Source organism: Neisseria sp. P0021.S005, assembly GCF_051956955.1.
Genome location: NZ_JBQCWY010000001.1, coordinates 64,362 through 84,055, shown reverse-complemented (window position 1 = coordinate 84,055; position 19,694 = coordinate 64,362). Strand labels below are relative to the sequence as shown.

At 47.5% G+C, this 19,694-nt stretch carries 24 protein-coding genes; 9 read left to right on the top strand and 15 right to left on the bottom strand.

Annotated features, from left to right (window positions below; translation table 11 throughout):
- The 4 genes from ACTHUE_RS00470 to dld form a co-directional block, all read left to right on the top strand.
- Positions 1–809 (top strand): calcium-binding protein (locus tag ACTHUE_RS00470; protein WP_440422985.1); only part of this gene is annotated, 809 nt, incomplete at its 5' end.
- A gap of 163 nt (positions 810–972) precedes the next feature.
- The gene (locus tag ACTHUE_RS00465) at positions 973–1,836 is read left to right on the top strand and encodes a phosphoribosylaminoimidazolesuccinocarboxamide synthase (RefSeq protein ID WP_049322835.1); all 864 of its coding nucleotides are present in this window, start codon (positions 973–975) and stop codon (positions 1,834–1,836) included.
- Between the two features lie 234 nt (positions 1,837–2,070).
- Entirely contained in the window at positions 2,071–4,194 is a 2,124-nt protein-coding gene (gene pnp, locus ACTHUE_RS00460; RefSeq protein ID WP_107697060.1) for a polyribonucleotide nucleotidyltransferase, read from the top strand.
- Positions 4,195–4,359: 165 nt separating this feature from the next.
- Entirely contained in the window at positions 4,360–6,051 is a 1,692-nt protein-coding gene (dld, locus tag ACTHUE_RS00455) for a D-lactate dehydrogenase (RefSeq protein WP_036490674.1), read from the top strand.
- Between the two features lie 60 nt (positions 6,052–6,111).
- Here the strand turns inward: dld and ACTHUE_RS00450 are convergent, their stop codons facing one another.
- From ACTHUE_RS00450 to ACTHUE_RS00440, 3 genes are all read right to left on the bottom strand, one after another.
- Entirely contained in the window at positions 6,112–7,476 is a 1,365-nt protein-coding gene (locus tag ACTHUE_RS00450) for a sodium-dependent transporter (protein ID WP_049336619.1), read from the bottom strand.
- Positions 7,477–8,252: 776 nt separating this feature from the next.
- Positions 8,253–8,936 (bottom strand): 16S rRNA pseudouridine(516) synthase, encoded by a 684-nt coding sequence (locus tag ACTHUE_RS00445; RefSeq protein ID WP_049336621.1) that lies wholly within the window; start codon positions 8,934–8,936, stop codon positions 8,253–8,255.
- Between the two features lie 142 nt (positions 8,937–9,078).
- On the bottom strand, positions 9,079–9,555 hold the full coding sequence (locus ACTHUE_RS00440) for a hypothetical protein (protein WP_003746951.1): 477 nt from the start codon (positions 9,553–9,555) through the stop codon (positions 9,079–9,081).
- Between the two features lie 341 nt (positions 9,556–9,896).
- On the opposite strand from ACTHUE_RS00440, the gene dnaQ reads away from it, so the two are divergent.
- The 5 genes from dnaQ (at position 9,897) to ACTHUE_RS00415 (ending at position 13,354) form a co-directional block, all read left to right on the top strand.
- On the top strand, positions 9,897–10,634 hold the full coding sequence (gene dnaQ, locus ACTHUE_RS00435) for a DNA polymerase III subunit epsilon (protein WP_049336622.1): 738 nt from the start codon (positions 9,897–9,899) through the stop codon (positions 10,632–10,634).
- Positions 10,631–11,317 (top strand): 2-C-methyl-D-erythritol 4-phosphate cytidylyltransferase, encoded by a 687-nt coding sequence (ispD, locus tag ACTHUE_RS00430; protein ID WP_049336624.1) that lies wholly within the window; start codon positions 10,631–10,633, stop codon positions 11,315–11,317. Before dnaQ ends, ispD begins: the two co-directional genes overlap by 4 nt.
- A gap of 31 nt (positions 11,318–11,348) precedes the next feature.
- Entirely contained in the window at positions 11,349–11,828 is a 480-nt protein-coding gene (gene ispF / locus ACTHUE_RS00425; protein WP_004519740.1) for a 2-C-methyl-D-erythritol 2,4-cyclodiphosphate synthase, read from the top strand.
- A gap of 43 nt (positions 11,829–11,871) precedes the next feature.
- A complete protein-coding gene (gene rpiA / locus ACTHUE_RS00420) occupies positions 11,872–12,543 on the top strand; it encodes a ribose-5-phosphate isomerase RpiA (RefSeq protein WP_003679072.1) in 672 nt (223 codons plus the stop codon).
- Between the two features lie 73 nt (positions 12,544–12,616).
- A complete protein-coding gene (locus tag ACTHUE_RS00415; protein WP_004519739.1) occupies positions 12,617–13,354 on the top strand; it encodes a thermonuclease family protein in 738 nt (245 codons plus the stop codon).
- A 574-nt stretch (positions 13,355–13,928) separates the two neighbouring features.
- On the opposite strand, the gene ACTHUE_RS00410 is transcribed toward ACTHUE_RS00415, so the two are convergent.
- The 12 genes from ACTHUE_RS00410 to ACTHUE_RS00355 all read right to left on the bottom strand — a co-directional run bounded on the left by ACTHUE_RS00410 (position 13,929) and on the right by ACTHUE_RS00355 (position 19,691).
- Entirely contained in the window at positions 13,929–14,546 is a 618-nt protein-coding gene (locus tag ACTHUE_RS00410; protein ID WP_440392576.1) for a phage virion morphogenesis protein, read from the bottom strand.
- A gap of 50 nt (positions 14,547–14,596) precedes the next feature.
- Entirely contained in the window at positions 14,597–15,010 is a 414-nt protein-coding gene (locus ACTHUE_RS00405) for a phage tail protein (protein ID WP_070646903.1), read from the bottom strand.
- 13 nt (positions 15,011–15,023) lie between these two features.
- A complete protein-coding gene (locus ACTHUE_RS00400; protein WP_063075539.1) occupies positions 15,024–15,242 on the bottom strand; it encodes a TraR/DksA C4-type zinc finger protein in 219 nt (72 codons plus the stop codon).
- Positions 15,235–15,483 carry an Rz1-like lysis system protein LysC gene (lysC, locus tag ACTHUE_RS00395; protein WP_063075540.1) on the bottom strand — a complete coding sequence of 83 codons (249 nt, stop codon included), beginning with the start codon at positions 15,481–15,483 and terminating at the stop codon, positions 15,235–15,237. Before lysC ends, ACTHUE_RS00400 begins: the two co-directional genes overlap by 8 nt.
- A 52-nt stretch (positions 15,484–15,535) precedes the next feature.
- Positions 15,536–15,850, bottom strand: coding sequence for a hypothetical protein (locus tag ACTHUE_RS00390; RefSeq protein ID WP_063075541.1), 315 nt, complete (start codon positions 15,848–15,850; stop codon positions 15,536–15,538).
- A gap of 14 nt (positions 15,851–15,864) precedes the next feature.
- Positions 15,865–16,404: a TIGR02594 family protein gene (locus ACTHUE_RS00385; RefSeq protein WP_063075542.1), complete on the bottom strand. Its 540-nt coding sequence runs from the start codon at positions 16,402–16,404 to the stop codon at positions 15,865–15,867.
- Between the two features lie 26 nt (positions 16,405–16,430).
- Positions 16,431–16,769 carry a phage holin family protein gene (locus ACTHUE_RS00380; RefSeq protein WP_107792047.1) on the bottom strand — a complete coding sequence of 113 codons (339 nt, stop codon included), beginning with the start codon at positions 16,767–16,769 and terminating at the stop codon, positions 16,431–16,433.
- Entirely contained in the window at positions 16,766–17,128 is a 363-nt protein-coding gene (locus ACTHUE_RS00375) for a putative holin (protein ID WP_063075543.1), read from the bottom strand. The genes ACTHUE_RS00380 and ACTHUE_RS00375 overlap by 4 nt, the downstream gene beginning before the upstream one ends.
- 7 nt (positions 17,129–17,135) lie before the next feature.
- A complete protein-coding gene (locus tag ACTHUE_RS00370; protein WP_063075544.1) occupies positions 17,136–17,351 on the bottom strand; it encodes a tail protein X in 216 nt (71 codons plus the stop codon).
- The gene (locus tag ACTHUE_RS00365; protein WP_063075545.1) at positions 17,351–17,836 is read right to left on the bottom strand and encodes a head completion/stabilization protein; all 486 of its coding nucleotides are present in this window, start codon (positions 17,834–17,836) and stop codon (positions 17,351–17,353) included. The genes ACTHUE_RS00370 and ACTHUE_RS00365 overlap by 1 nt, the downstream gene beginning before the upstream one ends.
- A 140-nt stretch (positions 17,837–17,976) precedes the next feature.
- Positions 17,977–18,636 carry a phage terminase small subunit gene (gpM, locus tag ACTHUE_RS00360; protein ID WP_063075546.1) on the bottom strand — a complete coding sequence of 220 codons (660 nt, stop codon included), beginning with the start codon at positions 18,634–18,636 and terminating at the stop codon, positions 17,977–17,979.
- Positions 18,637–18,683: 47 nt separating this feature from the next.
- Positions 18,684–19,691, bottom strand: a complete 1,008-nt coding sequence (locus ACTHUE_RS00355) for a phage major capsid protein, P2 family (RefSeq protein ID WP_063075547.1) — start codon at positions 19,689–19,691, stop codon at positions 18,684–18,686.
- Between the last annotated feature and the right edge of the window lie 3 nt (positions 19,692–19,694).

Sequence of the window (19,694 nt, the reverse complement as noted above, 5' to 3'; positions counted from 1 at the left end):
GCGAAGACATCATCTACGGTGGCAACGGCACAGACGTAATCTACGCCGGTGCTGGTAACGACACCATTTACGGTGATGCCGACGGTGACTCTCTGTACGGTGAAGAAGGTAAAGACTACCTGCAAGGCGGTGCCGGTAACGACTACCTGAACGGTGGTTCCGGCGCGGACATCATGCGCGGTGGCGACGGTAACGACGTTTACTTCGTTGACAACGTTAACGACCAAGTTATCGAGTACGGCAATGCACACGCCGGTATCGATACTGTCCGTACCGTTATTGACTACACCTTGACCGATCACGTTGAAAACCTGATTTTGCAAGGTATGCAAAACCTGAACGGTACCGGTAACTCTTTGAACAACAACATCGAAGGCAACGGCGGCGACAACCATCTGTACGGTTTGGCTGGCGACGACTGCCTGGTGGGTAAAGACGGTAACGACTACCTCGACGGCGGCGTCGGCAACGACATCCTGATCGGCGGTACCGGTAACGATACTTACTTCTTCGACAAAGGTTACGGTCACGACACTATCCGTGAAGAAAGCGGTAATGACACCTTGTTGTTCGGTAAAGGCGTTGCAGCTTCTGACGTATTGCTGAGCAAATCAGGTGCTAACTTGACTGTTTCTGTTGGTACTAACGACAGCATCACCATCGATGACTGGTTTACCGGTAACGATCACAAAGTTGAAAACTTCAAGTTTGCTGACGGTAGCACTTACCAAGTAACCGGCCACGGCGACTACTACTCTCTGTCTGCTGTGAACCAAATCCAAGATCAGACTCAGGCTCCTGCCATCTGATAGGATGATGGTTTTTAGGGTTTGTCCCTAAAATCAAAGGCTAAGGCCGTCTGAAACCGAGCTATAAGGTTTCAGACGGCCTTTATTTTGTAAACAATCTGACGAAAGATGCTAAATTGGGCTAAAATACCAAATTCTTCTGTTTACCAAAGAGATACCTGAAATGTCTGAAATCAGCTTGAAAAAAATCTACTCCGGCAAAGTCCGCGATTTGTACGAAATTGACGATAAACGTATGTTGATGGTTGCTTCCGACCGTCTGTCTGCATTCGATGTGATTTTGGATGATCCGATTCCGGGTAAAGGGGAGATTCTGACGCAGATTTCCAATTTTTGGTTTAAAAAACTGGCTCATATCATGCCTAACCATTTTACCGGCCAAACGGTTTACGATGTTTTGCCTGAAAACGAAGCCAAAGCTTTGGAGAAACGCGCCGTCGTGGCTAAAAAACTCACTCCGGTGAAAGTGGAGGCCATTGTGCGCGGTTATCTGGCAGGTAGCGGTTGGAAAGATTATCAAAAAACCGGTTCTGTCTGCGGTATTCAACTGCCTGAAGGTATGCAGGAAGCGCAGCAGTTGCCCGAAGTAATTTTTACGCCGTCAACCAAAGCCGCAGTCGGCGATCATGATGAAAACATCAGCTTTGAAGAATGCGAACGCATTATCGGCAAAGAATTGGCGGCGGAAGTACGTGCCAAAGCGATTCAGCTTTATACGGAAGCGGCCGAATATGCCAAATCCCGCGGTATCATTATTTGCGACACTAAATTTGAATTTGGTTTGGATGAAGAAGGTACGTTGACTTTGATGGACGAAGTGTTGACGCCTGATTCCAGCCGTTTTTGGCCTGCCGATCAATACAAAGTCGGCACCAATCCGCCGTCTTTTGACAAACAGTTTGTCCGCGACTGGCTGGAGCAAAGCGGTTGGAACAAAAAAGCGCCTGCGCCTAAAGTGCCTGCCGATGTAATTCAGAAAACAGTCGAAAAATATCAGGAAGCATTGACTTTGCTGACTCAGGATTGATTTTTAAGTTTGAAGGCCGTCTGAAAAGGATATGTTTCAGACGGCCTTTTTATTGTATCAATACTGGATTTTAAGGATAGTTGCCTTTATAATTGAAAGTTGTTTTCAGCGTCCGAAAAGGCCGTCTGAAAGCTTGTTTATAACCTGCCGCACGGTCTGAAACCCTAACTATGCACATTCGGATTTTAGTGTGCATTATTAGTGTTTTAGCAGTGCGGTATTTTGAAAGGAACAATGATGTTCAATAAACACGTTAAGACCTTCCAATACGGTAATCAAACCGTTACTTTGGAAACCGGCGAAATCGCTCGCCAAGCCGCTGCTGCCGTTAAAGTATCTATGGGCGACACTGTTGTTTTGGTTGCCGTTACTACCAACAAAGAAGTGAAAGAAGGCCAAGACTTCTTCCCTCTGACTGTCGATTACCTCGAGCGTACTTACGCAGCAGGTAAAATCCCCGGCGGTTTCTTCAAACGCGAAGGCAAACAAAGCGAAAAAGAAATCCTGACCAGCCGTCTGATCGACCGTCCGATTCGTCCTCTGTTCCCTGAAGGTTTCTACCACGACATCCAAATCGTAGCGATGGTGGTGTCTGTTGACCCTGAAATCGATTCTGACATTCCTGCAATGCTGGGTGCATCTGCCGCGCTGGTGTTGAGCGGTGTACCGTTTGCCGGTCCGATTGGTGCGGCACGCGTGGGTTATGTAAACGGCGTGTACGTTCTGAACCCGACTAAAGCCGAATTGGCTAAATCACAATTGGACTTGGTTGTTGCCGGTACTTCTAAAGCCGTGTTGATGGTGGAATCCGAAGCCGACATCTTGTCTGAAGAAGTGATGCTGGGTGCGGTTGTTTACGGTCACGATCAAATGCAAGTGGCCATTAACGCCATCAATGAGTTTGCCGACGAAGTTAACCCGGAAGTTTGGGATTGGAAAGCACCTGAAACCAATGAAGAATTGGTTGCAAAAGTACGCGAAATTGCCGGCGAAACCATTAAAGAAGCGTTCAAAATCCGTCAAAAACAAGCGCGTTCTGCCAAATTGGACGAAGCTTGGAATGCCGTGAAAGAAGCGTTGATTACCGAAGAAACCGACACTTTGGCAGCCAACGAAATCAAAGGTATTTTCAAACATTTGGAAGCCGATGTTGTCCGCAGCCAAATTTTGGACGGACAACCGCGCATCGACGGTCGCGACACCCGCACTGTTCGTCCGCTGAACATTCAAACCGGCGTATTGCCGCGCACTCACGGTTCTGCACTGTTTACCCGTGGCGAAACCCAAGCTTTGGCGGTTGCAACTTTGGGTACTTCACGCGACGAGCAAATCATTGATGCGCTGTCCGGCGAATATACCGACCGCTTCATGCTGCACTACAACTTCCCTCCATACTCTACCGGTGAAGTGGGTCGCGTAGGCGCGCCAAAGCGTCGTGAAATCGGTCACGGCCGCTTGGCTAAACGTGCGTTGTTGGCCGTATTGCCAGAACCTGAAGATTTCAGCTACACCATGCGCGTGGTTTCTGAAATTACCGAATCCAACGGCTCTTCCTCTATGGCTTCCGTCTGCGGCGGCTGCTTGAGCCTGTTGTCTGCCGGTGTGCCTTTGAAAGCACACGTTGCCGGTATCGCTATGGGCCTGATTTTGGACAACAACAAATTTGCCGTCCTGACCGACATCTTGGGTGATGAAGACCATTTGGGCGATATGGACTTTAAAGTAGCCGGTACAACAGAAGGTGTGACCGCGCTGCAAATGGACATCAAAATCCAAGGTATTACCAAAGAAATCATGCAAATCGCTTTGGCTCAAGCCAAAGAAGCACGTTTGCACATCTTGGATCAGATGAAAGCCGCCGTTGCAGGCCCGCAAGAACTGTCTGCACACGCGCCACGTTTGTTCACCATGAAAATCAACCAAGACAAAATCCGTGATGTGATTGGTAAAGGCGGTGAAACTATTCGTTCGATTACTGCTGAAACCGGTACTGAAATCAACATCGCTGAAGACGGTACCATCACTATCGCTGCGACTACTCAAGAAGCAGGCGATGCAGCGAAAAAACGTATCGAAGAAATCACTGCCGAAGTGGAAGTGGGCAAAGTGTACGAAGGTACTGTGGTTAAAATCCTCGACAACAACGTTGGTGCGATTGTCAGCGTGATGCCGGGCAAAGACGGTTTGGTACACATCAGCCAAATCGCCCACGAGCGCGTACGCAATGTCAGCGACTATCTGCAAGTAGGTCAGGTTGTGAACGTGAAAGCATTGGAAGTAGACGATCGCGGCCGCGTACGCCTGTCTATCAAAGCTTTGCTGGAAGCACCTGCTCGCGAAGAGAAAGCAGCCGAATAATCTGATTATTCAGGCTTAAAACAAAAGGCCGTCTGAAATTTTCAGACGGCCTTTTGTTTATTTAAAAGATGAGTTTAAAAAACGGGTTTCGCCTTTACTTTGATTGAACGGATTACTACAATGCTTGCAATCTAATAAATATTTTAATCTCTCAAGGAGTATGCAATGAATGCTACACAATTAATCAGCCGGCTGACGCAAACCGTCGGTGAAAAATACATCATCACAGACCCGGCGAAAACCGAACAATACCGTCAAGGCTATCGTTTTGGCGAAGGCAAGGCGCTGGCAGTTGTCCGCCCGGGTACGGTGTTGGAAATGTGGCAAATCTTGCAGGCATGTGTTGAGGCTGATGTTATCGTGATTACGCAGGCTGCCAATACCGGCCTGACTGGCGGCTCGACTCCTGACGGCAATGATTACGACCGAGATATTGTGATTGTGAATACCATGCGTCTGAACATCATTCAGCCGATTAACAATAACGAACAGGTTGTCTGCCTGCCCGGTTCTACCTTGAATCAATTGGAGCTGCTGCTGAAACCTTTAGGCCGTGAGCCGCACTCTGTAATTGGTTCGTCCTGTATCGGCGCATCTGTATTGGGTGGCGTATGTAATAACTCCGGCGGTGCATTGGTACAGCGTGGTCCGGCTTATACGGAAATGGCCCTGTTTGCACAAATCAACGAAGAGGGTAAGCTGGAGCTGGTCAACCATTTGGGCATTGATTTGGGCGAAACCCCTGAAGAAATTCTGACCAATCTGCAAGGTTTCCATTATCAGAAAAAAGACATTGTTCAAAATGCAGGCAAAGGGCATGACCATGCTTATTGCGATCATGTCCGCCAAGTGAATGAACCGACTGCCGCCCGTTTTAATGCCGACCCTGCGCGTCACTACGAAGCATCAGGTTGCGCGGGCAAGCTGATGGTGTTTGCCGTACGCTTGGATACGTTCCCACAAGAAAAACAGACTGCCGTTTTCTATATCGGTACAAATGATATTAATGAGCTGACCGATATTCGTCGTGCTGCTTTGAGCGAGTTTAAAAACCTGCCTATTTCTGGTGAGTATATCCATCGTCATGCTTTTGATATTGCTGCCGTTTATGGTAAAGATACTTTTTATATCATTAAGACGTTCGGTACCCACCAACTTCCGAAACTGTTTGATCTGAAGGCCCGTGTGGATAGATTCAGCAAAAAGATAAGTTTCTTACCAAAACACTTCTCTGATAAATTCATGCAACTGATCAGTAAGATTTTGCCCGATCACTTGCCGAAATCTATGCGCAACTATCGGGATAAATATGAACATCACCTGATTTTAAAAATGGGTGGCGAGGGGGTAGAAGAAGCGCGTGCTTTCTTGAAGGAATATTTTGCAACCCATGGCGGCGCATTCTTTGAATGTAATGCCGAAGAAACGCAGGCGGCTATGCTGCATCGCTTTGCTGTGGCTTCTGCCGCGATCCGTTACCGTTCTGTACATGATGATGAAGTAGAGGATTTGGTTGCACTCGATATCGCCTTGCGTCGTGATGATCGTGATTGGTTTGAAACACTGCCGCCCGAAATCGACAATAAAATCATCCATAAATTGTATTACGGACATTTTATGTGTCATGTGTTCCATCAGGACTACATCATTAAAAAAGGCAACGACTGTATGGCTTTGGAACATGAAATGCTCCATCTGCTTGACCAACGCGGTGCGCAATATCCTGCCGAGCATAATGTCGGTCATCTGTATGAAGCCAAGCCCGAGCTGAAACAGTTCTATAAAAAACTCGACCCAACCAACAGCTTCAACCCCGGTATCGGTAAAACCAGTAAGAAGAAAAACTGGGCAGAATAAAGCGTAGTTAAAATAAAGGCCGTCTGAATATTTCAGACGGCCTTTTTATATGTTTGCTTATCAGAACAGATTACTGATGAAAATCAGCAGAATCACCAACGGCACGAGGTATTTCACATAGGCAAACCAGATATTGACCGTAGTATGGTTGCCTTTGTAGAGCAATTCGTCCTTCGCTTCATCTTTCATCACGAAACCGACGAACAAGGCAGAGCCGAGCGCGGTCAGCATAAACAGGATGTTGCCGCTGATATAGTCAAAAGCATCGAAAATGTTTTTACCAAACACGGAAATATCTTTCCATGGGCCGTAGCTCAAGATGGAAGGGATATTGCCGAAGATAAAAATACCTGTCAGTACGATGGTAATAGCCGCTGCGCGGCGGATTTTGGTTTTCTCCTGAATGGTCGTAATCAACACTTCATAAATGGTCAGAGAAGTGGTCAGCGCGGCAATCAGAAGCAGTGAGAAGAAAATCACTGCAAATACAGGGCCTGCCCACATATTGGAGAACACGATCGGCAGGCTTTGGAACACCAGCGTCGGGCCGGAGTTAGGGGCAACGCCAAAGCTGAAGAGGGATGGGAAAATCATAAAGCCAGCCAACACGGCAATCAAAGTATTGGTAATCGCGGTAATTACGGCCGTCTGAACCAGATTTTCGTTTTTATCCAGATAGCTGGATAACGTAATCATCACTCCGAAACCCAAGCTCAGTGCGAAGAATACTTGCCCCAAAACGAAGACGAAAAGTTCGGCGGTAATTTTGCTGAAATCAGGCTTCAGATAGAAAGTAATCCCTTCCATCGCACCCGGCAGGGTAACGTTGCGCACGACCATGGCAATCAGGAATAAAAACAGCAAAGGCATCAGGTATTTTGCCGCTTTTTCAATACCGCCAATGACGCCTTTGACCAAAATCCATTGGTTCACAACCACAAATAGGAAGGTATAAAACGCAATTTCCCAAGGGCTGTTTTCGATGTGTTCGGTAAAGAAGCTTTTCGTTATTTCGCCGCTGACAGGGCTGGAAATGTCCAAATTGCCACCGATGATGTTGACGATGTAGCTGATGACCCAGCCGCCGAGCACCATGTAATAGGCCATGATGCCGAATGCGCCGAGCAGGCCCATCCAACCGACCGCTTTCCAAACTTTGGCAACAGGTTTGCCGTTCATCGAGCCGCCAAACGCATCCAGCGCGTTCACGCCTTTACGGCGGCCGATGACGTTTTCCACCAAAATCATCGGAATACCGATGACCAACATGGCGATACAGAACAAAAACACATATGCGCCGCCGCCGTTTTCACCGACTAAATACGGGAAACGCCACGTTGCGCCGAAACCGACAGTCGCGCCGGCAACGGTAAGGATGTAAGTCAAACGGTTGGACCAAGTTTGACGGGGTTGATTGGAAGACATAAAAACTCAGATACATGAAAATAAAGACAACATTTTACCGCAAAGATTTAACGAATCTTGACTAAAGTCTGAAAAGAAAATTAGTTAAAAAAACCATGTAATGAAGAATTTTTAGTGGGTTTCTCTGGTTTGCTTGGTATTGAAACCTGCAAACAGAGAATTTGTCTGAAGCGATACGAATGATTGAAAGAGCCGTAACGATAAAGGCCGTCTGAAAAGTGGGATATGGGAAAGGGTTGTTGTGAGGGGATTGGATAGCACTAAGGTGTGCTTTCAAATATGTCGGCAACAAAGATGGTCTTTCTCTAAGGCTGTCTAATAATATCCTGTAACCCTAGCTTGGATAGCCGATAGATTTTCTTTCTATAAAACGATTTGTCTGAAATTGGAACGGCACAGATTGATGCGGAAGAGACGAGAAAGAGAAAAGGAGTAATGGCAAGTTAATGAGTGGAGATGGGTTTGGCAATGATGGCTTCTTTAGATGAGAAAGGCCGTCTAAAAGCATGCCCGCTTGATTGTCAAATTTTAGATAAAAAAAACCATCTATACTAAGGGGAAAGTATAGATGGCCAAACACATTACGGGGAAAACGTCTTACTCACTTACTCACTTCTCTCGAAGCAAGTGTTACTCAGACAGGCGAATTATACAATAGTTCAGTCCTTCTAGTGTTAAATTCTGTTAAATAAAAATAATAAGGTTTAGGTGTTTGATTTTAAAGAAATTAAAAATCCATTTTGTTTAAAAAAATATCTCAAAATTTTGGAATTTTTTTAGATTTGGATGAATTTCCATTCTCCGGCGGCCAAATCGTCGATATTCCAGTCGCCGAATTGTTCACGGTGGAGCTGCTCGACACGGTTGCCTGCGGCTGCGACCATGCGCTTGACCTGATGATATTTGCCCTCGGTAATGGTCATCATCAATGTGTTTGGGTCGGCCAACACTGCTTCGGCGGCAGCGACGGTTTCATTATCGTCATGCAGGAGGACTCCGTTTTTCAACGTAGCGCAAAGGGTATCGTCGGCAGGATGCTTCAAGGTAACGCGGTAGAGCTTCGGAACTTTGTGTTTGGGCGAAGTAACGCGGTGGTTAAATTGCCCGTCGTTGGTAATTAGAATAATGCCGGTTGTGTCTGCATCCAAGCGGCCGACTGCCTGCATATCGATATTGCGCATGTGGTCGGGAAAAAGGCTGAAGATGCTCGGATATTGCTGGGGTTTGTGCGAAGTTTCGTAATCCGCAGGCTTATGAAGCAAAATGTAGAAATAGGGCATGGGTACGGCGGCAATCTCTTCGCCGTCAACAGACAGGGTGCGCACTTGAGACGGATCGATATCGTCTTTTGCACGATTATGAATTTCGCCGTTGATGGCGATACAGTCATTGTCTATCAGCCACTGGCATTGCTTGCGGCTGCCGAGACCCTGCGATTGGATGTATTTGAGCAGTTGCATGGTTGAAAAGTAGGAAATGTTCAGACGGCCTTTATTGTACTGGAAAACCGGTTTTAAGGCCGTCTGAAAAGCAGAGGCAAAAAAATCGCCCCTTTAAAATGTTAAGGGGCGCAAAAGGAACACAAACCACTACCAAAAACTGTTACAGGGCAAATTCTCCTATTTGATGTGTTGCCGGATAAAGTGCTTTCATCAAGTCATGTGGTGAAAGCGAGAAATCTTCGCTGTTTGTCGTCAGACGGCCTTGCTGAGGCGTGAGTTCGAGCAATCGGGCGTTTGCCGACTGGATGAACTTGTTTTTCGTGCGCTGCATTTTTCGTTGCAGGGCGGAAACAACGCGGTTGTACAGACTGTCTTTTTGCTTGACTTCACGTGTGTCGGCCACCCAGCTCAAGCGTGTATTGCCGTCTTCATCTTCAATCAGCAGGATGCCGGTTTCTGATTGGGGCGATTTGCCCATGCAAGGAAGCCAAACATAATAGCGGCCATCTAAAGTAATGAATACTGCGTCGTGTACTTCGCACTCATCGCAACATTTGGTGGCGATTAAAGAGCGGATGGCTTGTTGGTGCAGTCTCAGAATGTCAAGGGAGACTTGCTTAAAAATACTTTCGGGCATTTTCTTCTCCTTTCATTCTGTGGTGCGGTTGTTTCGTTTCGATGGGTTGTATTATACGGAGATTTTTTAAATTTGCAAATGATAATTGTTCCTATTATTTAAATAATAAGTAAGGTATTCATTATTAAAGAAATTAAATTTAAAAAATTTTATAGAAATTGGGTTTTCTACTCAAAATTGGAGTAATAGCTGGCCAATAGATGAAAAAATAATAAAGGCCGTCTGAACAAATCCAGCGTTAAAAGGGTATTTGAAAAGCAGCTAAAGTTTTGCTGACTATACATTTCAGACGGCCTTCAGTATGATTCAGGACGTTTTGATAATTGTAGAAACCACCAACCATGAGCCAACGTCAGATTATCCTCGATACGGAAACCACGGGCCTTTATCCTGAAAGCGGCGACCGTCTGGTCGAATTTGCCGGCTTGGAAATGATTAATCGCCAAATGACCGACTCCAACCTTCATTTATATGTCCACCCCGAACGCGATATGCCGGAGGAAGCGGCGAAGGTGCATGGTTTGACGATTGAAGTATTGGAAGCGAAGAATGCGCCGCCGTTTGCCCAAGTGGGTAAACAGATTGCCGACTTTATACGTGGCGCAGAGCTGATCATCCATAATGCTAAGTTTGACGTCGGCTTCCTGAATATGGAATTCCGCCGCATGGGTTTGCCTTCTATTGAGGAGCTCGGCTGTAAAGTCACCGACACGCTGGCCATGGCGCGTGAAATGTTTCCGGGGCAAAAGGCAAGCTTGGATGCCTTGTGTAACCGCTTTTCCGTTGACCGCAGCAAACGTGTCTTGCACGGCGCGTTAATCGACTGCGAGCTTTTGGGTGAAGTCTATCTTGCCATGACGCGTCAGCAGTTCGACCTGATGGGCGGCGAGGCGGAAGAAGAGGGCGAAGTCAAACCAACCGTTATTGCTGAAACTAAACGTACGTCGCAGTTGAAAGTCATCAAAGCCAATGCGGAAGAGCTGGCCGCGCATGAAAAATATTTGGACGATTTGGGCGAAGTGTGTGTATGGCGCAAGGCAGAAACGCCGAATGAGGCCGATGCCGGAGCGTCAGCATGATGCGCCGCAATATCGCTTTGATTCCTGCTGCCGGTGTCGGGGCGCGATTTGGCGCGGGAAAACCTAAACAATATGTTGAAATCAATGGTAAAACCGTATTGCAATATGCCATAGAAATTTTTGAGCAACACCCCCGCATAGATTTAATTGCCGTTATTCTTTCGCCGGAAGATTCGGTTTTTCAGACGGCCCTATCTGAGAAGGTGCGTGTCTTCCGAGTGGGCGGTGCAAGTCGTGCCGAAACGGTACGCAATGGTGTGTCCGTTTTATTGGAGCAAGGTTTGGCCGAGGCGCAAGACAATATCTTGGTTCATGATGCTGCGCGCTGTTGCCTGCCTGCCGAAGCGTTAACTCGTTTGCTTGATGAGGCAGGCGAAAATGATGAAGGCGGCATTCTGGCCATACCGGTGGCCGATACGCTCAAGCGGGCAGACGGCAGTCATCATATTGATGAAACCGTTGCACGTGCAGGATTATGGCAGGCGCAAACGCCGCAGCTTTTTCAGACGGCCTTATTAAATCGAGCCTTATCGGTTGATGATTTGAGTGAAATTACGGATGAAGCATCAGCGGTTGAAAAACTGGGTATCCGACCGCGCTTGGTGCAGGGTGATACGCGCAATTTAAAATTGACGCTGCCGCAAGACGAATACATTGTCAGATTGTTGCTCAAGGCCGTCTGAACAATTAAAACCCATTATTTAAGGAAACAATATGAATATCCGTGTCGGACAGGGCTACGATGTCCATCAGTTGGTTGAAGGGCGAGATTTGATACTCGGCGGCGTCAACATTCCGTTTGAAAAAGGCTTGCTGGGCCATTCCGATGCCGATGCGCTTTTGCATGCGATTACCGATGCCCTGTTGGGCGCGGCCGGTTTGGGCGATATCGGCAGCCATTTTCCTGATACTGCCGCCGAATTCAAAGATGCAGACAGCCGTGTGCTGTTGCGCGAGGCTTATCAAAGCGTGCAGGTATTGGGTTGGAAGGTGGTTAATGTCGATACGACTGTGATTGCGCAAAAGCCAAAACTTGCGCCGCATATTCCAGCAATGCGCGCCAATATTGCCGTAGATTTGGGTTTGCCTGAAAACTGCGTGAACATCAAGGGTAAAACCAACGAAAAACTTGGCTATCTGGGGCGTATGGAAGCCATTGAAGCGCAAGCGGCAGTATTGCTGATTAAAGCCTAAGAGCTTAAAATTACTTTATTATTCAAACTGAAGGACTGACAACATGGCAACTCAAGACGAACTCAAACGTATTGCCGCCGAAAAAGCGGTGGAATTTGTTCCTGAAAACGAATACATCGGTATCGGTACCGGCTCTACCATCAACTTCTTTATCGAAGCTTTGGGTAAAAGCGGTAAGAAAATTAAGGGTGCCGTGTCTACTTCTAAAAAATCCAGCGAGCTTTTGGCGAAATATGAAATTCCAGAAGTTTCACTGAATGAAGTGATGGGTTTGGCGGTTTATGTTGACGGCGCAGACGAAGTCAACCACGCGCTGCAAATGATTAAAGGTGGCGGCGGTGCGCATTTGAACGAAAAAATCGTGGCCAGTGCATCCGATAAATTTGTCTGTATTGCCGATGAAAGCAAATATGTTTCCCGTTTGGGTAAATTCCCGTTGCCGGTAGAAGTGGTTGAAAATGCCCGTTCGCTGGTGTCGCGCAAACTGCTTGCCATGGGCGGACAGCCTGAGTTGCGTGTCGGCTATACTACTTTCTATGGCAACCAAATCGTCGATGTTCACGGCCTCAATATCGACCAAGCCCTGAAAATGGAAGACGAAATCAACAAAATCACCGGCGTACTCGAAAACGGTATTTTTGCCCGCGATGCCGCCGATGTGTTGGTTTTGGGTACGGCAGAAGGCGCAAAAGTCATCCTGCCTTGTCAGGATTAATGAAGATTAATCAATCTTAAAGGCCGTCTGAAAGTGTATTAGGTCTTTCAGACGGCCTTCAATTTGGCAAAATATGCAAATTAGTAAAATTATAAAATGGTTGCCCGTTGTTTTATCCGTTTTGGGCGCGCTTGGTTACAGCTCACGCGATACCGAGTTGATTCGTACAGGGGTAAGCGTTGCCGCAACATTGGCACAAAGCGACAATATCGGTTTGGAAAAGGTCAATGAATGGCTGGGTGAAAATGTCGTCAAAGCCACATCTGACACCAAAGCCGAAGCTGAACCCAAACCGGAACAAAAACAAAAGTCATTGCGACAATCCTACACATACAACGGAAAAATCATCAAAATCCATGATGGCGATACCGTGCATATTATCGATAGCGACGGCCGGAAACACAAAATCCGTATGGCCTATATTGATGCACCGGAAATCAATCAGGCTTATGGTACGCAATCACGAGATAATCTGATTGATGCCGCATTGAATAAAAAAGTCAAAGTCCGTGTGTTTGAAGCTGACCGCTACCAGCGCGAAGTTGCCCAAGTATCTGTCGGCACGATTGACTTGAATTTAATGCAGATACGGGATGGCGCCGCATGGCATTATGAAAGTTATGCCAAAAAACAACAAAGTAAAACCGCTTACACTGACTATTCGGCCGCACAAAAACAAGCCAAGGAAAAACGAAAAGGCTTATGGAAAAAAGACAATCCGCAAGCACCTTGGCAATTTCGCCGTCAAAATTATGAGCAGCAGAGCGGTGATAAAAAGCAGTCTGATAAACAATGGTTCGGGATTTGGTAGGTTTTAAGAAAGAGACTGTCTGAAAACTTTCAGACGGCCTTTAATCATTAAGGTTTAGTATAAGATAAGAATGAGTGGCAGGTTTATGATTGGAGGGTAATAGAAATAAAAGTGTGGTGTAATATTTTTAAGAAGGGCGGATATGAAAAAAGACACCGTTAGCTGGTGTCTTTAGTATCTGGCAGAGAGGAAGGGATTAAAATTTAATCATACCTATATGATTTATTGATGATTATTTTTTTGAAAAGTATAAGTAACACATAAGGTAACACATAAAATCTTATTTCCCACGATATGGATTAAACCAGCCTTACTGAATTTAGGAAGGTCTCTCTGTTCTACACTGACAGCAGGTAGCGCGCGCTCCCGCTCCCTCGCTCGGAGCCTGTGGGGGTGCGTTTTTTTATGCAGCGGCGACTCCTACTGCAATCCTTATATTTCATAGGGTTTTCGGCGATTTTCGAACATTGGTTTTTTATGCGTTTTTATGCAAGATTTAACATTTTTATGCTGATTTATGCGCTACTTGTAAAATATAATAATAAAGCCGTCCGAATAAATCAGACGGCCTTTTTTACTCCATTTTTATGGCGTTTAGTATTTGGTCTGTAATGTACTCCAAGTCTTCTTTCGGTAAGCCCAATAGCAGGCGGGATGGCAGGTTTTTTGCCGTGCTACCGTCTTCGTGTTCTGTTGCAATTTGTGCGACTTTACCGCCAAACCATCCGATTTTTGCATGATTCTCGTCTGCTTTTTGACGCAACCAACGGGCGGCTCCGATACGGCGAAACATTACCATACGGGATATTGTCGGCGTTTTCAGGTACAAATATTCGCGCCGAAATCCGTACAGCTCGCGGTCGCCCTCGAACCGTACCAATTCATTTCCGTTTTCTGTACGACTATATGCAATAGGGTCCATATCTCTATCTCCGTATAGTTCTCCAAAAAAACGAAACGGGCGGCGGTGTAGTTCCTCTCCATCCCGTAGGTTTCGGAAAGCAAAACGGTCACCTTGGCGTTTGCGTTTGACCATAGGATTTCCGTCAGGCTCGATATTGGCTTTAATGCGGTTTTGGTTGCGGCGGCGTAGCTCCGTCGCGATATTGTGCATAAGTTTGGCACGGGCAGACGGTTGAATCTTTAGCGCTAAATGTTCGATTTGGGCAACGAGTGCTTCCAGTTCTTCCATATTTCCTCTTGCACTTGAAGCAAAGGACGCATTATGCGTCCTTTATCTGTTTAAAAAACGGGGCGCGGCGGCTCGGATTTTGTTTTGTAGGAGACTAAGCCGTTTTCATCCAAACCTGCAATGACTGTTTCTGTCAATTTTAATTCGATCATTACATCCCAGACATCTGACTCTATCGGCTCTGCCTCGAAAACAAAGGCTCTTGATGATGCGTCTGCGCCCGGACACAAAATATCCGGCTGATTTTCTTGCAGCCACTTGTTCACGATCAAAAAGAGATACGCAGGATCGCGATGGAACTCCTGAACAAAAATATTAAGCGTGTACTTCGCTTCGTAACTCAATGTATTGCGTTTCGGAATAATCTGTCCAGACAAAACCGTCATACGGAGACGGTCAGGTGCCGCTTTAAACTCCGGCAGTGTTTCCTGGATAGCAAGACGCAGGCTTTTTGGCTTTTCCATTTTAGACGGCCTCTTATCTTTTGAATTTCCACCGTTGCTCTTCTTCGCGCTGGCAGTCTATACATAAACGGCACCCCGGCACGGCTTCTCGGCGGGCTTCGGGGATGATTTCGCCGCACTCTTCGCACTCTTGGGCGGATGGCGCGGCGGATTCTTGTTCTTTGTGGCGTAATAACCAGTATTCGCGCATTTTTTGCTCTAAGTCGCAGGCTTGGTCGATGATGTCAGTCATGGTGTCCGTCCCCTTTTAGGCAGGCTGACAAAGCGTCCCGATAGAGGCGGCACTGCTCAAAAGCCGAGCGATAGGCAATCAATGCGCGAACCATGTCCGCATTGGTTGCAATCTCTTCAGGCGGGTAGGCTTCACATTTCGGCACCGGCGGGCATGACTCGGCAGCCTGTACGGATACCGGCGGATTATGGGCGCAGGCAGCAAGGGCAACGGCGGCAACGAGAACGGAGAGACGTTTCATTTTTATCTTTCATAGTTTGATGTTTAAAAGGGCGCGATCATGCGCCCCGCTGTTATTTTTTATTGATGGTTTGGGCTACATCTTCGGGCAGTTTTTCAGACGACCATTCATGATGCTTAGTCAGTGCTGCTTCGACTTGGCTGTTTTTTTCAGCCTGCACCTTCATCATTTGGTCTACCTGCGCCTGCAAGCTTTGGGCGCGGGCTTTATAAATCTTGACTGTTGCGTCTTTTGATTTGATGGCGTCTTCCTGCGCGGCGACTGTTTGTGTCAGTGCCTTATTGCTTTTGCGCATGTGCATCAAGCTATATCCGAGGACGGCGACGGTCAGGATATAAGATACGGCAACAACAATAGCTGTTTTCATATGATTCCTCCGTTTCAGGCTTCGCTTACGCCTGCTGCCGCAGTGCCGGTAACAATAGGCAGGTTGTAACGTTCTGCGGATGGGTACGATTTAACCGGCTTACCATCAACCAATTTAGACGGCCAATAGTAGCCATCAATGTCTGCACCGTTAAACGGCACGATTGATACGGCATTGCCCTGATTACCGCCCCATCCCATAATTTGCCCTTTAGCGTTTTTGCCACCGACGAAAAACACATGGCCGCCACCTTTGCGGGATTTCACGGCGATACAGCCATAGGCGGGTTTAGCCAGCTTAGTCAGACCAGCCTCCGCCCATGCCTTGGCGCGATACCAATCTTTGATAACGCCGCGGCCGCTTTTACCGAGGCAGTAACCAACAAATAGGCCGCACCATGGTGTCTCATCGTCCGCATACCATGCTTTTGCCGCATTGGGAAAGTTTCCCATTTCTTTGAGCCAAGATTGGATAATCGGGTTATGTTTCGCGCCGACGATTTCTTTCAATCCGACGTGTCGGCGGGCTTCTGCCATCCAGGGCAATTCAGTCATGCTTTCTTCCTTTTTTATTCGTGTGTTTAAATATTTTCTTGCGGTATTTTTTTTGATACGCGGTTCAAAAAACCTTGATTTTCTGTGCTTGGTCGTGTTTTCTTTGGGTGGATTTTGCTGATATTGCCGCCACTCCATAGCACTGCGCCCGTGTGCAGGGCCAGTCCGAAGATAAGCAACCATATAGTCAGTGATTTAATGGAAAAGGCAGCGGCCAGGGCGAGACTGCAAAACCATACGATAGATAAATAGGCGATTGCCGCACTTAACGGCTTATGTGTTTTCCCGCGGGTGTCAAAAAGGATGATACGAATGGCCGCGGTCAGGGACAGGGCAATGACGGCAGCAGATTGGACTGTATTCATGATTCTTTTTCCTCTTCCAGGGTTTTCAGACGGCCTTTTTCAATCAGGCGCATGACACGCTGTAAACCTAAAACCAGTCCGGCAGAAAAAATGGCAGCGGCGGTAAAGCTATTGATGGTCAGTGTTTCACCCGGCAGCAGCCAGTTGATTAGGCCTTCTGCGCCGTCGTAACCGAAAATGCCGCCGATGAAAGACACAGCAAAAAGCCATGCCTTATTAATCGGTCGCTCTGCCTTTTGGCTTAATACGAACAGCGATGCGCCTATGAGTGCACCGAAGGCTACGGAGGCGTGGACGTGGTAGCTGCCGATGATAATTACGGCGGCGTTGACAGCAGTGGTAGTTTTGTCTTGGGTCATGACGTTTTCAGTCCCATAGATTCAGGGTGGATTTTTGTTGTGCTTCTTCGTGGTTGGCTTGAGGCAGTCGGATAGTCAAACCGGCAGGCAGGAGGGCAGGATATTTCGATAAGCCGTAATTTTCAGGGGCGGTCAGGATTTGTTCGGTGTAGCCTGCGGACGTCCCGTAATGGTTCCAAGCGATATTGGCGACGGTATCGCCTTCACGGGTCGTGTATTCCATCAAATTAATTCCGAATCGCAGCGGCGCTCGCCCATGACTGCCGCGGTGGCATAGTGTGCTTCACGGCGGAAGTCTTCGGCTTGATGTTGTTTCATTTCGGCACGCTCGCCCGCTTTTCCCGATGGTTCTGTATCTGCGTATTTTTCCAGCAGAAGTGATTTGGCATAGCAATAGACGGCGCGGCGGTAATGGATGGCTTTAACCGATTCGCCATTAATGACGTCGTCTGAATCGCCTGTTTCGGCAAGAGTGCCTCTGCCAACCTGTACGGCGGCAATGCGGTATTTCTTAAGCTGGCCGTTGACGTGTGCGACGGCTTCGAGGACGGCATGGTAAACACGGCTGCTTGAAATGTTCGCTTCAATCCTCATTACTTCGCGAAAGTTGGCAAGGTCGATGATTGGGAAAAAAGGAATACTGCGAACTTCAGATTGGTCTAATGCTTGCCGCCCTTGATCTGGGGTGTCGGCGAAAACAATAGTCATGATTCATTTCCTTACGGAAGAAGCCTGCCCGATATTTAGGCGGGCTTTGGAAAGGAGGCGCAGAGGCTTTGCATGCTAAGGCCGTCCATGATATTTCTGGAGGACTTGCCGCAGGCTTGCGCCCGGCGAGGGGAGCTAGGTCAGCCTTTAAGCTGTTTTTTGATGGCTGCAAGGCGGGATTTGACACCGATTTTTTCAGAATACTTCAGTGCGTTTTCGTAGTAACTCGCCGCACTTTCGAGGTCTTCGGCTTCTTCCGCACGTTCTCCAGAGGCTTTGTAGAACTTGGCGCGGATGATGTCTGTCAGATTTAAGGTATGCATACCCGTGTCTGGGTTGACGGTGCTGATGAGTGTGAGCAGATCAGTATGGTTGGCTTTACTCAAGTCAGCACCGTATCCATACTGTTCAGCCAGCTCTTCAATTAAGAGGTCGGGCAGATCACGACGGTAGTCATCTTTGACTTTCATGTCATGCTCGATGGCAAATAGGATGTATGGCACGGCTTGGTCAAGCTCGCCAATGTCAATCAACCAAAGCAGGGCGGTAGTGAAGACTGGATCGGTTTCAGCGGCCGAACCGGAGAGATAGACGTCTTCCAGCCATGGAAGATATTTTTCTACCATTCCTTTTTTGGCTTGGATTTTGTCGGATACGGATTTAATTTGGTGTAGGAAGGCGCGATCGGTGTTAAGGCTTGCCAACAGTCGGCGGTAGGGTTCGGCGACATGGATGTTTTCGCCGTTTTTTGCTGCCTTCTCTGCTAAAACCTGTTGTTTGTGTGCCTGGGCTGGAGTCATTGGATCCCTTTCATCAGGCCGTCTGAAATTTCAGACGGCCTTTTTTTCTACTTCACGATTTTGATGTTTTCGACCAAAGCTGCTGCGCCGTACTCTTCGACGACATAGCAGATATTTTCTGACTGGTAGTCGGCGATGCGGTCGAATTCAGGTTCGTCCGCCAGCTTGCGGCGATGGCCGCCTTTGTGGAAGTAGATGGACAGGTTTTTCAGCGGAGTAACCAAAATCGTATTTTTGGGGAAATACGGTGCAGTTACGACCGGCAGACCGCCCAAGCGTTTTTCAGACATGATGATGTCGGCAGGACGCAGCTCACTTGCCTTGTTGCCTGCTTCTTTGATAACGGCAAAGTATTTTTCAGACAGCAAAGATTGATTGCAGATAACGGTCATGCCCGGCATGTCGTGGAACTCTTCGTCAATCAAGCTTTCGGCAACGTCCGTAACCAAATGGTCGAGAGAGGTATAGGATTTACCTTCGCCGATTTCGACGGCATTGGTTGCGCTGCCCATGACGTTGGATGCTGCATTGGTACGCATATGCTGCAACCAGCCGGTTTGTACGTCCTGCAAGAGAGGATTTGCCGCAAAGTCGGATGTAGCGGCGGCAGACGTACCGTTGAAACCGATGGCAATCAGGCTCAAAGCTTTGGATTTGATGAGCTGGTTATTGATCAACTTGACGTATTCAGGTTGACTGCTCCAAGAGTCCATATCGTCGTAGCTGACTTGAGTGTCAAAATTTACTTTTTTACACAAATATTGGCGGTCAGTCAGGTTGTGATATGGCTTGGGCTGACGGCGTACAGTACCGTCGCCGTTTTTAGTATCAGTTCGCGAGGCATTCAGACCTGTTGATAAACCAATGATTGAGCCGGCAATTTCGGTTTTGCTGATGATGTTGATTTTTTGCAGGAATGTTGACTCCAGGCGGACGGCTTCGCGCATTTTTTGAGAAACGGCGGGCGTTACACTGAAATGGCGGGATACGCCTTCGGCAGTTGTACCGTTGGCTTTGGCGACGGCGTTGATATATTGCTGGATATACGGGTGCATGGC